Source organism: Nannocystis exedens, from assembly GCF_002343915.1.
GTDB lineage: Bacteria > Myxococcota_A > Polyangia > Nannocystales > Nannocystaceae > Nannocystis > Nannocystis exedens.
The window spans coordinates 6657214-6674684 of the sequence record NZ_NETK01000001.1; the positions used below are offsets into that span (position 1 = coordinate 6657214).

Below are 17471 nucleotides of genomic sequence, written 5' to 3' on the forward strand. Positions count from 1 at the left end.
CGGCGGGATCGGGAACGGGTGAAGGCGGGGCGGAGGTCGGGCGCGGGGATGGGGGGAGGCGTCGGACGGGGCGGACGAGGCGGCGCGCGCGGAATGGAGGGAGACGTCGCGCGGTGCGGCGGGTGAAGGCGGGGCGGAGGTCGGGCGCGGGGATGGGGGGGAGGCGTCGGACGGGGCGGACGAGGCGGCGCGCGCGGAATGGAGGGAGACGTCGCGCGGTGCGGCGGGTGAAGGCGGGGCGGAGGTCGGGCGCGGGGATGGGGGGAGGCGTCGGACGGGGCGGACGAGGCGGCGCGCGCGGAATGGAGGGAGACGTCGCGCGGTGCGGCGGGTGAAGGCGGGGCGGAGGTCGGGCGCGGAGGGGCGGACGGCGGGGCGAGGCGGGCGAGGGAGGCGTCGCGCGAGGCGTCGAGGGCCTGGCGGGCCAGCTCATCGGGGTCCTGCGAATGGGCGCCGTCGTCGCCGCCGCCGAGCTCGTGCGGGAGCTCGATGAACGAGGACTCCCACAGGCGAATGCCGTACTTGCGGCCCAGGGGGATGATCTCGCTGCGGATCCACGCGATCGCGCGGTCGAGCGCGGCACGGCTGCCGAACAGGCGGCTGCGCGCGAGCTCGCGGCCGTTGACGGCCGAGATGGCGAAGCGCAGCTCGTCGGCGGCGACGCGGTAGCAGACCGGATCGCCGGCGCCCTTCAAGAGGCTGCGAATGCCGTGATCGCGGGCCTTGGGCGTGCTGTACCCGTGGCTGAAGAGGAGGGCCTCGCCGCGCTCGTCGTTGAAGTGGAAGTAGTGATGACCGTCTTCCGCTTTGAATGCCTCGAATCCGGCGGCGCCCGAGGTCGATCTGCGGGTGAGGTCGTAGCCGGATTCGGCGACCTTGCGGCGGGTCCGGGCGGCGCCGTACTCCTTCGCCTCGATCGGGGCGAGGCGCACGAGCTGGGCGATCGCGGCGTCGCACTCGGCCTCGCTCGCCAGCCAGGGGCTGCGCGCGATCTCCCGGCCGTTGCGGGCGGTCAGCACGAAGTACCGCCGGCCCTCGGCCTCGCGCCGATCGTAGCGCCGTGGGTCGGCGGCGGCGACGAAGACCGACTCGACCTGCTCGTCGCGCGCGAACCGGGTGGTGAAGCCGCGCAGGTAGAGCAGGACCTCGCCGCGCTCGCCGTGGAGGTGCGCGGTGAAGAGTCCGTCGCTGGCGCGGTTCAGCAGCTCGAGGCCGGGCTTCTTGGCCCGGGTGCAAGGCTCGAGGTCGTAGCGGACGGCGACCTGGATGGTGTCGACCGGCTTGGCGCCGCTCTTCTGCGGTCTGGCGAGGTTGACGACGCGGAACCGCTCGACGGTGGCGGCCCAGCGCTGCATCTCGGCGAGGCCGGCGTCGGCCTCGGCCGGGCTCGAGCAGGCGATCCCGCGGGCCAGGAGCTCGCCGTCCTCGCCGCGCAAGGTGAAGTGATAGCTGTCGCCCTCGACCTGCAAGGAGGCGTCGACGCCCTCGCGCAAGCTGGCGATGACGGCCTCGATCGCGCGCTGCACCGCGGCCTGGTCGCGGAACTCGACGCTGGTCAGGCCGACGCGCTCGCCCTCGAGGACGACCTGGAACGCGAGCGCGTCGCGCGACTGCTGGACGACACGGAAGTACACGAGGCTCGCTCCCGCGGGACCGGCGCCCGGTGCGGCGGCAGGCCGGAGCACGGCCAATCTATCACGGGCACCCGCGGCGCGGCGCGCACGATCACGGGGTGCGAGGGGTGCGAGATCGTATGCCGGGCAAAAGCCGGCACAATGCCGATCGGACGGATCCGCGCGTGATTTGCGAGGGCCCCAGACCCCAGCGCGGCGAGTCGGTGTGCGCGCAAGGAGATGTCCCCGGGGACAGGTGACGTCGCACGGGCGTGGAGCCGTCGTGAAGCTCGCCGACGTTCGCCGCCGCTCGGGCGCACCTGGTCCGGCGGCGAGAGGCAGCGCGCCGGCTCGCTCAACCTGATGGCTGAAGGGACAGGTCGTTCGCAGATCGAGGCGGCGGCGGTGAGCTGGCTGGAGAGACAGGCGTTCACGGGCCGGCGAACGAGGAGGCGGCGGAGTCGGCAGCGAGCTGGACTGAGGGACAGGCGTTCACGGGCCGGGGAGCGAGCGCCACGGCGGGGCGAGTTACAGGGGGAGCGGATCTCCTGTCGGCGAGAGTGAGGCGGGCGGCGGGGTGAGGGGCGAGTTGCTCGGGAGGGACAGGTTCTTCGAGGCGGGGAGCGAGCGCCACGGCGGGGGTGAGGGGCGAGCTGGTCGGAAGGACAGGTTCTCACGCGGCGGGGAGCGAGCGCCGCGGCGGGGTGAGGACGATCTGGTCGGAAGGGCAGGTGCTTTCGAGCTGGCAGCAAGCTGGGCGGTGGGGGGGTGAGGGGCGAGATGGCCGGAAGGGCAGGAGCTTTCGAGCCGGGGAGCAAGCGGGGCGGCGGGGTGCGGGTCGAGTTGCTCGGGAGGGGCAGGTGCTTTCGAGCTGGAGAGCGAGCGGGACGGCGGGGTGCGGGGCGAGCTGGCCGGAAGGGCAGGTGCCTTCGAGCCGGGGAGCGAGCGCGGGGGTGAGGGACAAGATGGCCGGAAGGACAGGTCTTCGTGGGCCTGAGGGGGAGAAGCGAGGTGGCGAGCGTGGGCGGCGAGCGATCCGGAGCGGCAGCTCGGGCGCGAGGGAGGGCGCGGTGCCTGGACGTGGGCGGCCGTCGGCCGGCTGGCGGGACCCCGCGGTGAGGGAGCGGACGAGGGGGGAGCGCGTCGGGGTGCGCGGCGGGGGAGAATTTGTGAAAGGATGCGGGCCGTGGATCCGCATCGACTGTTCACAATCCTCAATAGCGCGGCGCTGGCCGGGTGGGTGCTCTTGTGGCTGGCGCCGCGCGCTCGCGTGACGCAGCGGCTGGTGTACAGCGGGCTGTTCTCGCTGCTGCTCGCGGCGGTTTACATCGCGATCCTGGTCCCGCACCTCGAGCTCGACGCGTTCCGCGACGGCAACTCGCTCGAAGGGGTGCTGCGCCAGTTCCAGAAGCCGTGGTTCATGCTCGCGGGGTGGGTGCATTACCTGGCGTTCGACCTGTGGATCGGGGCGTGGATCGGCCGTGACGCGGCGGCGCGCGGCGCTTCGCGCTGGCTGGTGGTGCCGTGCCAGGTGCTGACGCTGCTGCTCGGACCGGTCGGGCTGTTGCTGTACGTGGCGCTGGTGCGCCGGGCGTTGCCGTCCGGCCGCCCGTGAGCCGGCTCCGGCCGGCGTTTGTGGCCCGTACGAGCGGGTGCGCGAAACCGCGTGAGGCCGGCCCACGACTCGTCGCTGGCGGCGCGAGATCTGGCGAGAGCGGGCGGCTCGCGGGCGAGGGCGCGTCGGCGCGGACTTGGCGAGAGTGGGCGGCTCGCGGGCGAGGGCGCGGCGACGTGGGTCCGCGGCGCGGGGCTGGCGAGGGTGAGCGGGCCCGCGAGCGGGGACGCGTCGGGTCGGGCCCGCGGCGCTTATGATCGCCCAAACATGAAGCACTCGCGGCTATCGATCTCCTGTTCGTGTCTCGCGTCGCTGGCGGCGCTGACGGTGCTGGCCTGCGGCGACGCCGGGTCGGCGACGACCGACGACGCCGGCTCGACCGGGACGGCGACGACGACCGAGGCGGCGACGACCGACGAGACGCCGACGACGACTTCGGGGACGACGACGACGGACGCGAGCACGACGAGCGAGGACCCGACCACGGGCGAGCCGTTGCCGCCGGCGGAGGTGCCCGAGGGCTGCAACCCGATCGCGTACGCGGCCGACTGCATGCTGCCGTACCCGTCGGACTTCTTCCTGGTCGAGGACGCGGGGCTGCCGAACGGCGTGCGGGTGGCGCTGACGGAGCAGGCTGTCCCCAAGACCATGATGGGCGTGGCGATCGACAACCTGCAGTCGCACCCGGCCGACGGGTTCTCGCATCACATGCCGATCCTGGCGCTGTTCCCGGAGGGCATCGACACGCAGAACCTGACGTTCCACACCGACGGCGGCGACGCGACGCTGGCGGCGACGAGCCCGACGCTGCTGCTCGAGGCGGACAGCGGCGAGCTGGTGCCGCACTGGGTCGAGCTCGACGCGATGACGGCCGACCCGACGCGGCAGGCGCTGATCGTGCGGCCGTTCGTGCGGCTGAAGGACAGCACGCGCTACATCGTGGCGTTCCAGGGGCTGGTGGCGGCCGACGGGACGGCCGTGGCGCCGCCGCTGGGCTTTTCGCACGTGCTGCAGGGCGACGTCGCGGGGCACCCGGTGCTGGAGCCGCTGGCGCAGCGCTACGAGGAGCAGATCTTCCCGGCGCTCGAGCAGGCCGGAGTGAGCCGCGCGGGGCTGCAGCTGGCGTGGGACTTCACGACGGCCTCGGAGGCGCGCAACACGGACGACCTGGCGGCGATCCGCGAGGACGTGATCGCGACGCTGGGGCAGAGCGGGCCGGCGGTCGAGTTCGACAGCGTGATCCCCGACTACAGCGAGGAGTTCGCGCTGCGGGTCGAGGGCAAGATCGAGGTGCCGCTGTACCTCGAGGCGGACGAGCCGATGGCGCGGATCCACCGCGGACCCGACGGCAAGCCGGCGGCCAACGGGACGACCTGGGTGCCGTTCACGCTGCAGGTGCCGAAGTCGGTGTACCCGCTCGACGCCGACTTCGAGCCGGCGCGCATCATCCAGTACGGCCACGGGTTCTTCGGCGAGCGCGAGGAGATCAACTGGAGCGCGATGCGGGCGTTCTCGACCGAGCGCAAGTTCATCATGGTCGCGACCGAGTGGGCCGGGATGGCGCTCGAGGATCAGGGCGCGGTGGTCGAGGCGATCTTCGACGACCCGTCGAACGTGTTCCTGTTCACCGACCGCCTCCACCAGGGCTTCGCCAACCAGCTCGCGCTGTCGTACGCGATCCAGACGACCCTCGCGGCCAGCGACGAGCTCAAGGCGTTCGACAAGCTGCTGTACGCGCCGGACGAGGTCTACTGGTACGGCATCTCGCAGGGCTCGATCTTCGGCCTGACGTTCATGGCGCTGTCGCCGGTGGTCGAGAAGGCGGTGCTCGACGTCGGCGGGGGGCCCTACTCGCTGATGATGACGCGCTCGGGCTCGTTCTCGATGCTGTTCGACATCGTCAAGGTGGTGATCGGCGACCAGCCGCTGGCGATCCAGAAGTTCATCGCCCTGTCGCAGCACACCTGGGACCGCGTCGACCCGCTGACCTACGCGCCGCGCGTGCTGCAGCAGCCGTACGACGACAGCCCGGAGCGCAAGATCCTGTTCTCGTACGGGGTCGGCGACCACTCGGTCAACAACCTCGCCAGCCACCTGCTGCTGCGCGCGACCGGGATCGAGCTGCTCGACCCGCCGGCCCAGGCGGTCTACGGCCTGCAGACCACACCCTCGCCGGCAGCGGGCTCGGCCGGGGTGCCCGTCGACTTCCACGTGCCGGAGCTGCCGGGCATCGAGGCCGAGATCCCGCCGGCGCCGGCCGACGAGCACAACGTCCACGAGCTGGTGCGCCGCAACCCGAAGATCCGCGAGCAGATCGACATGTTCCTCCGGCCAGGTGGGAAGATCGAGAACTTCTGCGACGGCGCCTGCGACCCCGAGTGAACGGCGGCGCGGGCGCGCGGCTCGAAGGCGCGCGCGGGCTCGGCGATCGCCCGAGTACGCACCTGTGCGGCGAGGGGCCCCGAATTGCGGGACAGTGACGCGGCCGCGTTCCCGCCGCGGGACCGGCTCGGTAGGCTGGAGGGGCCAGGGTGGATCCGGCGGCGACAAGCGACCCCAGCGAAGCCCCGACGCGGCACGAGGCCGGGCCGCCGCCGCGGGACGTCGGGGCGCCGCAGCCGTTCCGCATCGACCGCTACACGGTGATCCGTCAGCTCGGCGTCGGCGGGATGGGGGCGGTCTACCTGGCCTACGACGAGGAGCTCGACCGCTGCGTCGCGCTCAAGTGGATGCACGCCGGCGAGAACGAGGGCTCGTTCGGGCGGGCGCGGATGCTGCGCGAGGCGCAGGCGCTGGCCAAGCTGTCGCACCCGAACGTGGTCCAGGTGTACGCGGTCGGCAAGGCGGACGACCGGGTGTTCCTCGCCATGGAGTTCTTCGACGGCCTGACCTTGAGGACATGGCAGAAGCGGCAGGCGAGGACGTGGCGCGAGGTCCTGGCGGCCTACGTGCAGGCCGGCCGCGGGCTGGCGGCGGCGCACGCGGCCGGGCTGGTCCACCGCGACTTCAAGCCCGACAACGCGATGATCGACGCGAGCGGCCGGGTCTGCGTGGTCGACTTCGGGATCGCCCGCGTGCCGGCGCAGGACGGCGACGAGGTTCGCGGGCCGCCGCGGCTGCCGCAGACGCTGACCGACTCGGCGCGGCTGTTCGCGTCGGACGCGTCGGCGCTGTCGGGGCCGCTGACCGAGGCGGGGACGCTGCTCGGCACGCCGGCCTACATGGCGCCGGAGCAGATGATGCGCGCGCCGGCCGACGCCCGCTCGGACCAGTTCGGGTTCTGCGTGTCGCTGTGGGAGGGGTTGTACGGGGCGCGCCCGTTCGTCGGCCGGCGGGTCGAGGAGCTGGCGCCGCAGGTGTTCGCCGGCGAGCTGCGGGCGCCGCGAGGATCGGTGCCCGCGGCGATCGCGGCGGTGCTGCGCCGCGGGCTGTCGCTCGACCCCGACGCCCGCTTCCCCGACATGACGGCGCTGCTGGCCGCGCTGACCGAGGCGGCCCAGCGCGGCCGGCGGCGGCTCGTCGCCGCCGGGGCGCTGGCGGCGATCGCGATGGCGGCTGGCTTCGGGTACATGGCGGCAAGGACAGGTCCGGAGGGACCGGCGGCGCAGTGCCGCGCCGCCGCGGCGCTGGTCTCGGGCTGGGACGAGGACGGGCGGGCGGCCGCGCGGGCGGCGGTGCTGGCGACCGCGGCCCCGTTCGCCGCCGACGCGTGGGCGGCCGCGGCCCACCGGCTCGACGTGTACGCGGGTGAACTTCAGGACATGACCGAGCGGGCATGTCTCATGCGCCACGCGGGCGGGCTGGCGCCGGAGGTCCAGGCGCTGCACGAGGGCTGCCTCGAGCGCCGGCGGGCCGAGCTGCGGGCGCTGGCGGGGGTGCTGCAGGCGGCCGACGTCGAGGCGGTGCGCGGGGCGGCGCAGGCGGCGGCCGGGCTGACGCCGCTGGCGCGCTGCGCCGACCTGGCGGCGCTGCGGGCCGAAGCCGAGCGGGTGCCGCCGCCGCGCGAGCCGGCCGAGGTCGAGGCGGTGGCGGCGCTGCGCGACCGGCTGGCGGCGGCCAAGGCGGAGCACGACGCCGGTCGCTTCGCCACCGCCCGCGACGCGGCCCGCGCCTGCGTCGAGGCGGCGGAGGCGATCGGCTACGCGCCGGCGCTGGCCGAGGCGCTGGTCCGCCACGGGACGGCGCAGGCGGCCTCCGGCGCGTACGTCGAGGCGCGCACGACCCTGCGGCGGGCCTTCTCGGTGGCCGAGGCGGCCGGCCACGACGAGGTCGCGGCGGCGGCGGCGACCCAGCTCAGCCACGTCAACGGAGTGCGCCTGCGCGAACCGGCCGAGGCGCTGCTGTGGAGCGAGGTCGCCGACGCCAAGCTGCGCCGGCTCGGCGACCCGCCGACGCCGCGGCTGGCCCAGCTCGCGGCGCTCGGTTTGACCCTCGCCGCCGCCGACCGCCTGGTCGAGGCGGCCGAGGTGCAGACGCGGGCGCTGGCGCTGGCCGAGTCGCGGCGGCGCGAGGCGCCGCTCGACTACGTGCGCGCCGCCAACGCCCTGGCCGCCTCGCGCATGGACCAGAACCGCCTCGACGAGGCCGAGGCGCTGCTGCGCGAGTCGCTGGCGCTGCGCCAGCAGGTGCTCGGGCAGCACCACCCGGACGTCGCGGTGGTGCTGCACAACCTCGGCCGGGTGGGGGTGATGCGGCTCGACAACGAGGCGGCGCTCGAGCACTTCCGCCGGGCCCTGGCGATCCGCGAGCGCAGCCTCGGCCCCGGTCACCCGGGGGTGGCGGAGACGCTCGGCGGCCTGGCGGTGGCGGCGTGCCAGGCCGGCCGCGACGCCGAGTGCCTGGCGCTGAACCGGCGCGCGCTGACGCTGGCCGAGGAGGCCCACGGACCGGCCGACATGGCGCTGCTGAACCCGCTGTGCAACCTCGCGCTCGAGCTGGCCACGCACGGCGAGTTCGCGGCGGCCGAGGGCCACCTGCGCCGCGCCGAGGCGATCGTGCAGGCGCACGGCGAGCAGGCCAGCGGCGACGCGTCGTGGGTGTTCTACAACCTCGGGCTGGTGATGCAGCTGCACGAGCGCCCGGCCGAGGCGATAGGTCCGCTGCAGCAGGCGCTGGCGATCCGCGAGCGGGTGTTCGGGCCGGAGCACGTCGAGGTCGGGTTCGCGGCGAACCTGCTCGGCGAGGCGCTGACGGCCGTCGGCCGCCAGGCCGAGGCCGCCCCCCTGCTCGCCCGCGGCCGCGCGATCGTGGCGGCGAACCCGTCCGCCGGGCTCGAGATCGTCCAGGACCACCTCGCGGCCGCGAGCCTCCGCTGGCGCCGCGATCGCGCCGCCGGCCGCGCTCAGGCCCGCGCCGCCGCCGACGGCCTGCCGCTCCACGACCCGGCCGAGGCGCGGCGGCGCATCGACGCCTGGCTGGCGGAGCACCCAGACTGATCGGACATGCCCTCGAGAGCATGTTTCAAGGAGAATGCCCTGAGGAACATGTTCCTTCAGGCATGGCCTCGAGGGCATACACCACGAAGCGCGGCGGGCGGCGGGCGGGCGCCCGCGCGGCGGGGCCGCGGGGCATGGGCGCGACCGCTCGGACGTGGCCGAACGGTCACGTGCGGCGGCCGGGCAGGGCCAGCCACAGGGCGACCGCGTAGACGAGGGCCTGCACGAGCAGGGCGACGACGGCGGCCGGCTGCGAGGGCGAGGGGATCGCGATCATGATGGCGATCCACACGACGACGACCCACGCGACCTCGCGGCGGCGCTCGGCCGCGGCGGCGCGGAAGGCGAGGGCCCAGACCAGGGGGATCAGCGCCTCGGGCGGGGCGAACGGGCTGCGCAGGGCGCCGAGGGCGAGCAGGCCGAACCACTCGCCGAGCATGACGGCGCGGCCGTGGGTGGTGGTCGGCGCGGGACGGCGCCAGCCCGACGCCAGGGCGACGACGAACAGGCCGAGGGTGTAGTCCCACGCGAGCTCGCGCCCGAGCGCCCACGCGTCGGCCTCGGAGCCGCCCCAGCCGGCCAGCCGCGCCTTGAACGGCAGGCCGAACACGCCGAGGTTGGACATCGTCGGCAGCGGCTGGCTGAGGAAGGCGAAGGTCTCGCCGCTGGCGAGGCGCGGCAGGTGGTAGCCGAGGAAGTCGTCGAACGGGCGGGCGCCGAACAGCAGCAGGGCGAGCGCGGCCCAGAGGCCGGCGAACAGCGCGGTCCAGGCGGCGGCGGCGAACCGGCGCGAGGCCAGCAGCCACACGCCGAGGATGCCGGGGAAGATCTTGGCGCTGATCGTGAACGCCAGCAGGGCCGCGCCGCGGCGCGTGTGGCCCTGGACCAGCCACAGCATCGCCAGCGCCGACAGGCCCATCGCCATCACCTGGAAATTGCCGAAGTAGGCGGTGATGAGCAGCGGCGGCGACAGGCCGATGGCGAGCGTCAAGAGTTGGGCCCGCCGCTCGGCCTCGCCGCCGAGCCAGCGCGCGAGCGCGAGGCTGGCGGCGAGGAGCACCGCGGCGGTCAGCGCGAACCACAGCGCGCGGATCGCCATGAACTGGTCGGTCAGCGCCAGCATCAGCCGCGGCAGCGGCAGGAACTGCGGCGGGTACTCGTAGGTGTCCATCGTCAGCGGGCCGATGTCGATCACCGGCGGCAGCTCGGGCCCGGGGTCCTGCAGCTCGAAGCCGTAGCGGTCGTCGTAGATGTTGGCGTCGCCGCGGCGCGCCAGCTCGGCGCCGTGCACGTAGCTGGTCAGGCACGAGTGGCGCGCCATGAACTCGGCCGGCGCCAGCGCGCCCCAGCGCTGGGCCGGGTCGGCCATGAACACGCTCATGCGCCCGAACTGCAGCAGCGCCAGCACGGCGAGCAGGCCCCACAGCGCCGCGGTCACGCGTCCGCGCGGCAGCGGAGCGCGGGTGGCCGCCAGGGGCAGGCCGGCCGCGGTCAGGCCGCCGGCGATCGCGGCGGTCGCCAGCGACGACAGCGGCGCGCCGGTGGCGAGCAACAGGAGGCCGCCCGCGAGCCCGGCGGCGAGCCAGGCGACGAGCGGGTGGACGGCGCCGCGCACGAGGGCGACGGCCCACGCGAGGGCGACGGCCAAGAGGGTGGCCAGCGTGACCGGCAGGGCGGCGTGCGGTTCACCTGTCCAGGAGGACAGCAGCAGCACGAGCCCCTGGACGGCGATCGGCGCGACCATCAGCAGCATGGCCCCGCCCACCCACAGGCGCGGGCGCGAGACCGGTTCAGAGGACGGCATGGCGAGGGTGTACCCAAAAACCTCGCGCCGGTTCAGGCGTCGACCGCCACCTGCGGCGCCCGGCCGCACGCGGGCGGTGCCGCGCTGTGAGCCTGGTCGCGGAGATGCGGCGAACCGTCACCCCGCCGCGACGGCGCGAGCGAGTCCGCGAGCGGGTGCGGCCGAACGACCCCCGGGGCGCGCGGGCGAGGGGTCTCCGGGGGCCATGAGGGAGGTGGCGATTCGAACATGCGGAAGCCGACATGTGTGATCGAGCATGTCCTTTTAGACATGTCCCAAAAATCATTCGCGGCCGCCGGTCCGCGCGGCCGATCGAGATGTCCTTGCGAGCATGCCCGAGCGGGCATGTCGAAAAAGACAGATTCAGGCCGCGGCGCGCTCGGGCAGGGTGGGGGTGAGCGGCAGGACGACGGTGAAGGTGGTGCCGTTGCCGATCGCGCTGGCGACGTCGATGGTCGCGCCCATCATCGCGCACAGCTCGCGGGTGATGGCGAGGCCGAGGCCGGCGCCCTCGTAGCGGCGGGTCGAGGTGGCGTCGATCTGCGTGAACTTCTCGAAGATCAGGTTCAGCTTGGACGGGTCGATGCCGATGCCGGTGTCGCGGACCTCGAACACCAGGCGGGCGGCCTCGCGGCGGACGCGGAGGAAGATCTGGCCCTCGCTGGTGAACTTGGCCGCGTTGCCGAGCAGGTTGAGCAGGACCTGCTTGAGCTTGCCGCGGTCGGTGACGATCCAGCCGATGTCGCCGTCGCACTTGACGTGCAGCTGGTTGTTGCGCCGGCGCACGGCCGGCAAGATCGTCTGCTCGACCTCGTTGACGAACTCGTCGAGCGCGAACTGCTCGTGCACCAGCTCCATCCGGCCGGCCTCGATCTTCGACAGGTCGAGCACGCCGCCGATGAGGCCGAGCAGGTGCTTGGCCGACAGCACGATGTTGCGCAGGTCGGGCAGGACGCCGCTGATCGGCCGCTGCCGGTCCTCGCGGGCCTCCTCGATGATCATCTCGGTGTAGCCGATCACCGAGTTGAGCGGGGTCCGCAGCTCGTGGCTCATGTTGGCCAAGAAGGCGCTCTTGGCCCGGTTGGCCGACTCGGCGCCGTCGCGGGCCCGCTCGGCGTCGATGCGCGCGGCCTCGAGGCTGCGGTTCGTCAGCTCCAGCAGCTGGTTGCTCACGGCCAGGGCGCTGCGCGAGCGCTCGCTCTCCTCCAGGGCCTCCATGATCCGCTGGTTGAGGGCGCGAGCCATCAACCACTGCAGCCAGAAGGCAGTCGGGGGAACCAGCAGCTTGATGGCGATGTCGCCGAATTGGGTACCGGTCTCATCCTCACGCATGAGCAGGCGGGCGACCACGCTGGCGATGTAGACGAAGCTGATGGTGACGATGTGGACGATGCCGGAGCGGCCGCGGGTGCGGATGGCGATGCCGGGCAGGAAGACGACGAGGGTGAGGGCGGCGACCCCGGCCAGCAGGGCGGTGTCGGGCTTGCTGGTGATGACGACCCCGGCCGTGCCGCCGTAGGCGGTGCCGAGCATCATCAGCTCCGAGGTGCGGGTCAGCCGCGTCCGCGTGAGCGAGCAGGTGAGGAAGCAGAACGCGGCGATGACGACGTAGACCACGCCGCACAGCCGGTCCCAGTCCTGCTCGGGCCCGGCTGTGCTCAGGATCGCGGCGCCGACCAGGGTCGTGGTCAGCCCGACGAAGGCCATGATGGCGAAGCGGATCTGGCGGATCCGTGCGTCGCCGAGCGAGGCGGACGCTGGCGAACGCCTCGCCACAGGAGCGGAGCCTCCTCCGTCCGTGATGGCCGTCGACACTTCACCGACTGTAGCGAAAAATCGCCAGCGACGGATCACGCCCACGTGTAGGCGCATGGCGCTGCAGCCGCCGGGGCGCGTGGGCGCGCGGGCAGAATTGCGCGCCTGCGCATGCGTACGGTGGCCGCGCGCTCAGCGGTGCAAACCGCAGATCTCGGCCAGCGGCCGACCTGTCCGTTGGGACCGGCGGAGCTGGGCGTAACGCCAGTAGGTGTAGACCACGGGGATGAGCTCGAGGGTCAGGAAGGCGCTGGACACCAGTCCGCCGACCATCGGCGCCGCGATCCGCTTCATCACGTCGGCGCCGCTGCCGGTCGCCCACAACAGCGGCACGAGCCCCAACATCATAGAGGCGACGGTCATCAACTTGGGGCGGACCCGCAGGACGGTGCCCTCCATGTGGGCCCAGATGATGTCGTCGAGGTCGCGGATCTTGCCGGCCCGCAGACGGCGAAAGAAGGCCTGGTCGATGTAGACGATCATCACGACGCCGGTCTGCGCGGCGAGGCCGACGAGGGCGATGATGCCGACCCACACCGCGGTCGACAGGCGATAGTCGAGGAGCCACAGCAACCAGGCGCTGCCCACGAGCGCGAAAGGGATCGACAGCAGGACGATGAGGACCTCGGTGAGGTCGCGGAACTGTAGCCACAACAGCAGAGCCACCAGCGCGAGGGCGAGTGGGACGAGCACCCGCATCCGCGCCTCCATGGCCTGCATCTGCTCGTACTGCCCGGTCCACTTCAGGTACATCCCGGGCCCGAGGACGAGCTCCCCCGAGGCGAGCGCGGCGTCGACGCGGGTGCGGGCGTCGTCCACGTATCCGCCGAGGTCGCGCCACGGCTCGATGTCGACGTACACATAGCCGACGAGCAGGCCGGCCTCGCTGCGCAGCATCGGCGGACCCTCGGCGAGCGCGACGTCGGCGACCTCGGACAGCGGCACGGTGCGGGTGACGGCGCTCGTCGGCCCGGGCACGGCGACCGGGAGCTCGCGCAGGCGGTCGAGGTCGCCGCGCAGATCTTCGGCGACCCGCAGCTGGACGGTGTACCGGCGCCGACCGTCGATGGTCGCGGCGATCGGCTCGCCGCCGATCGCGAGGTCGACGAACTCGCCGAGATCGGCGACCTGCAGGCCGTGGCGCGCGAGGTCGTCGCGGCGCGGGACGATGTCGACGTAGACGCCGCCGAGCGAGCGCTCGTAGAGGATGCTGCGGGTGCCGGGCACGTCGCGCAGCACGGCCTCGATGCGGGCCCCCGCGGCCTCGATCGCCGGCAGGTCGCGGCCGAACACCTTGACGCCGACGGGGGTCCGCACCCCGGTGGTCAGCATGTCGACGCGGGCGCGGATCGGCATGGTGAAGGCCTGCGTCCACCCCGGCATCTGCACGGCGGCCGACAGCTTGGCGACCAACTCGTCCCAGGTCTCCGGCGTCTCCTCGGGCCACAGCCGCGTCAGCGGGCCGCGCAAAAACGACGGGGCCCAGCCGCTCCACCAGCGCTCGCGCGTGACGGTGGGCCACTCCTCCGGCGGCCGCAGCATCACCACGGTCTCGACCATGCTGAGCGGCGCCGGGTCGGTCGCGGTCTCGGCCCGCCCGACCTTGCCGAACACGCGCTCGACCTCGGGGAACTCGGCGAGCCGGGCGTCCTGGCGCGCGAGCTGCCGCTTGGCCTCCTCGATCGACAGGCCCGGGAAGGTCGTCGGCATGTAGAGGATGTCGCCCTCGTTCAGCGCCGGCATGAACTCGCTGCCCAGGCGCATGAACACGGGGATCGCCGACAGCACCGCGAACACGCCGATCGCCAGGGTGGTCCGGGGCTTGCGCAGGGCGACGTAGACGAACGGCTCGTACACCGCGCGGATGGCGCGAGAGATCGGGTGGCGCTCCTCGCTGTAGATCTTGCCGCGCACGAGCAGGTCGCGCAGCGCCGGCGCGAGGGTCACGCTGAGCAGCGCGGCCGCCAGCATGACGAAGGTCTTGGTGTAGGCGAGCGGCTTGAACAGACGCCCGGCCTGGCCCTCGAGCCCGAACACCGGGATGAAGGCGACGGCGATGATCAGCAGCGAGAAGAAGATCGCCGGGGTGACCTCGCGCGCGGCCTCGGCGAGCAGGTTCCGGCGTTGCTCTTCGGACATGTCCTTAGGGGCATGTTCGAGCCGCTTGTGACAGGCCTCGACCATGACGATCTCGGCGTCGACGGTGGCGCCGATGGCGATGGCGATCCCGCCGAGGCTCATGATGGTGGCGGGGATCCCCAGCCACGCCATCGGCAAGAACGCCAGCAGCACCGCCAGCGGCAGGCCGACGATCGGCAGCAAGGCGCTGCGCACGTGGAGGAGGAAGATCAAGATCACCAGGGCGACGACGATCCCCTCCTCGACCAGCGCGTGCTTGAGCGTGTCGATCGCGCGGTCGATGAGGCCGCTGCGGTCGTAGGTGGTGACGACCTCGACGCCCGGCGGCAGGCCGGCGGCGACCTCGTCGAGCCGGGCCTTGACGCGCTCGATGACGTCGCGCGCGTTGACGCCGTAGCGCGCGACGACGATGGCGCCGACGACCTCGCCCTGGCCGTCGAGCTCGGCGAGGCCGCGGCGGATGTCGGGGCCGAAGCGGACCTCGGCGACGTCGCCGAGGCGCAGCGGGGCGCCGAGCTCGGGGCTGGCCTTGAGGACAGCCGACTCGAGGCCGGCGAGGTCGTGCAGATAGCCGCGGCCGCGGACGAACGCCTCGCGGCCGCCGAGCTCGAGGATCCGCCCGGAGGACTCGCCGGAGGTCCTGCGCACGGCGTCGGCGACGTCGCCGACCGTGAGGCCGTGGGCGCGCAGGCGCTGGGGGTCGAGCTGGACCTGGAACTGGCGCTCGTAGCCGCCGACGCTGGCGACCTGGGCGACGCCCTGGACGCTCTCGAGGGCGTAGCGCAGCTCGAAGTCCTGGATCGCCCGCAGCTCGGCGAGGTCGTGCTGACCTGTCCTGTCGACCAGGGCGTACTCGAACACCCAGCCGATGCCGGTGGCGTCGGGCCCGAGCGTGACGGTGGCGCCCTCGGGCAGGCGCGGGCCGATGCCGGCGAGGTACTCCTGGACGCGCGAGCGGGCCCAGTAGACGTCGACGTCCTCGGCGAACAGGACGTGGACGAAGGACATGCCGAACATCGAGTAGCCGCGCACGGCCTCGACGCCGGGGGCGGCCAGCAGCGAGGCGGTGAGCGGGTAGGTGACCTGGTCCTCGACCAGGGTCGGCGACCGCCCGCGCCACTCGGTGAAGACGATGACCTGCGGATCCGAGAGGTCCGGCACGGCGTCGAGCGGGACTTTTTCCAGGGCGCGCAAGGCCAGCCAGCCGAGCACGACGTAGGCCATGATCACGAGGCCGCGGTGGTGCGCGCAGGCGTCGATCAGCTTGCCGATGGCGGAGATCATGGGGAGCTCAGAGGAGAGCCGCGGCGGTCACGGGGCGTGCCCGGCGTGCTGCGAGTGGGACTCGGCGGAGTGGTTCGCGGCCGAGTGATTCGCGTGAGCGTCGGCGGGTTGCTTCGCGGCGGAGTGGTGCGCGTGCTCGGCAGATCGCTTCGCCGCGGCGGAGTGGTTCGCGTGGGGGTCGGAGGAGTGCGTCGCGGCGGCGGAGTGTTTCGCGTGGGGGTCGGCGGCGTGCTGCGAAGGAGCGGCGGGTGAAGGCTGCGCGGGCGCGGACTGCGAGTGATTGCCGGTGCCGTGCTGCGAGGGCTGCGAGTGATTTTCGGGCGCGGGCTGCGAGCCGTGCGCCGCGCTCGTCGAGTGCTGCGCGTGCGGGGGCGCGGCGGCTCCGTCAGTAGTGCCCGCCGGGACCAGCGCGGCGCGCAGGCGGCTCTCGGCGTCGACGAGGAAGGTCGCGCCGGCGACCACGCGCTCGCCGGCGGTCACGCCCTCGCGCACGCGCACGAACTCGGCGTCGCGCGCGCCGAGCACGACCTGGCGCGGGACCAGGCGGCCGCCGCCGGCGTCGACGAACACGTAGGGCTGACTGCCGGCGTCGACGATCGCGTCGCGCGGGACCGCCACCCCCGTCTCGCTCGGCAGGGCGAAGGTCACCACCGCCGGCATGCCGGCCACCAGCGCGCGGTCGTCGTTGTCGAGCGGCATGCGCACGCGGACGCTGCGGCTGTCGGCGGCGACGCTCGGGTAGACCAGGTCGACGGCGACGTCGCGGTCGAGCTGCGGCCTGCTGGTGAATCGGACATGTCCCTTAGTACCTGTCCGAATGGACGAGGCCTGCGCGGCCGGCAGCTCGGCGACCAGGTAGAGCGCGTGGTCCTCGCGCAGCTCGTAGAGCGGCTCCTCGGGGCGGACGTAGGCGCCGAGGACGGCGGTGCGAGCGACGACGACGCCGCTGGCGGGCGCGACCACGGGGGTGGTGCGGTCGGCCTTGCCGGACTTGAGGATCCGGTCGACCGCGGCGGACGACAGGCCGAGCAGCTCGAGCCGCTGGCGCGCCGCCCCGACCACCGGCCCGGACCAACTGTGCGCCGCCAGCAGCTCGGCCTGGGCCTGGTAGATCTCCGGGCTGTAGTACTCCGCCAGCACCTGACCCTTGCGCACGCGGACGCCGGTCTCGGCGACGGCGATCCGCTCGATGAAGCCGGCCGCGCGCACGTGGACCCGCGCGGCGCCGTCCTCGGAGAACTCGGTCAGGGCGGCGCTGCGCAGCTCGCCGGCGAACTCGCGCTCGGCGGCGACGACGATCCGGGCGCCGATCGCCTGCAGGCGGTCGAGGCCGAGCGTGATCGCGGCTGTCCCGGCGGGCATGTCCGGAGAGACAGCCGCGGCCTCGGCCGCGACCGGCTCGAGGTCCATGCCGCAGATCGGGCAGGCGCCGGGTTGGGCTTGCTGGATCTGCGGGTGCATCGGGCAGCGGTAGACCGTCTCGACGTCGTCCTCCGGGATCGGCTCGAGCGCCATGTGGCAGATCGGGCACTCGCCGGGCTCGTGCGAGGTGATCTGCGGGTGCATGGGGCACCTGTACCTGGGAGCGTGCTGGGCCGCGACCGGCTCGGCGTTCGCGTACGACCACCAGGAGAAGCTGGCCGCGGCGAGGGTGCCGAGCAGCAGCAGCCAGCGCACGCCCGCCATCAGGGCGACGCCGGGCGGCGGCGCCTCGGCGCCTTCGCGCAGGGAGTGGGGGTCGTCGGGGTGAGGGTCGAGCACGGGAT

General features: G+C 73.4%; 8 protein-coding genes. 4 read left to right on the plus strand and 4 right to left on the minus strand.

Translation table 11 applies throughout. From position 1 onward, the window contains the following. Nucleotides 1–446: 446 nt before the first annotated feature. The 4 genes from NAEX_RS50725 to NAEX_RS26280 all read left to right on the plus strand — a co-directional run bounded on the left by NAEX_RS50725 (nt 447) and on the right by NAEX_RS26280 (nt 8663). Entirely contained in the window at nt 447–1802 is a 1356-nt protein-coding gene (locus NAEX_RS50725; RefSeq protein ID WP_170136016.1) for a hypothetical protein, read from the plus strand. Nucleotides 1803–2799: 997 nt separating this feature from the next. Beyond that, on the plus strand, nt 2800–3228 hold the full coding sequence (locus tag NAEX_RS26265) for an ABA4-like family protein (protein ID WP_096330224.1): 429 nt from the start codon (nt 2800–2802) through the stop codon (nt 3226–3228). Between the two features lie 267 nt (nt 3229–3495). Further along, nucleotides 3496–5610, plus strand: coding sequence for a hypothetical protein (locus NAEX_RS26275; RefSeq protein ID WP_100792804.1), 2115 nt, complete (start codon nt 3496–3498; stop codon nt 5608–5610). Between the two features lie 149 nt (nt 5611–5759). Beyond that, complete coding sequence (locus NAEX_RS26280; RefSeq protein WP_096330227.1) at nt 5760–8663, plus strand: serine/threonine-protein kinase; 2904 nt, start codon at nt 5760–5762, stop codon at nt 8661–8663. Between the two features lie 166 nt (nt 8664–8829). On the opposite strand, the gene NAEX_RS26285 is transcribed toward NAEX_RS26280, so the two are convergent. The 4 genes from NAEX_RS26285 to NAEX_RS26300 all read right to left on the minus strand — a co-directional run bounded on the left by NAEX_RS26285 (nt 8830) and on the right by NAEX_RS26300 (nt 17466). Further along, complete coding sequence (locus NAEX_RS26285; RefSeq protein WP_143140301.1) at nt 8830–10467, minus strand: glycosyltransferase family 87 protein; 1638 nt, start codon at nt 10465–10467, stop codon at nt 8830–8832. A 363-nt stretch (nt 10468–10830) separates the two neighbouring features. After that, a complete protein-coding gene (locus NAEX_RS26290; protein ID WP_170136017.1) occupies nt 10831–12243 on the minus strand; it encodes a sensor histidine kinase in 1413 nt (470 codons plus the stop codon). A 171-nt stretch (nt 12244–12414) separates the two neighbouring features. Next, nucleotides 12415–15705 carry an efflux RND transporter permease subunit gene (locus NAEX_RS26295; protein WP_096330230.1) on the minus strand — a complete coding sequence of 1097 codons (3291 nt, stop codon included), beginning with the start codon at nt 15703–15705 and terminating at the stop codon, nt 12415–12417. Between the two features lie 27 nt (nt 15706–15732). After that, on the minus strand, nt 15733–17466 hold the full coding sequence (locus NAEX_RS26300; RefSeq protein ID WP_096330231.1) for a heavy metal-binding domain-containing protein: 1734 nt from the start codon (nt 17464–17466) through the stop codon (nt 15733–15735). Nucleotides 17467–17471 lie beyond the last annotated feature (5 nt).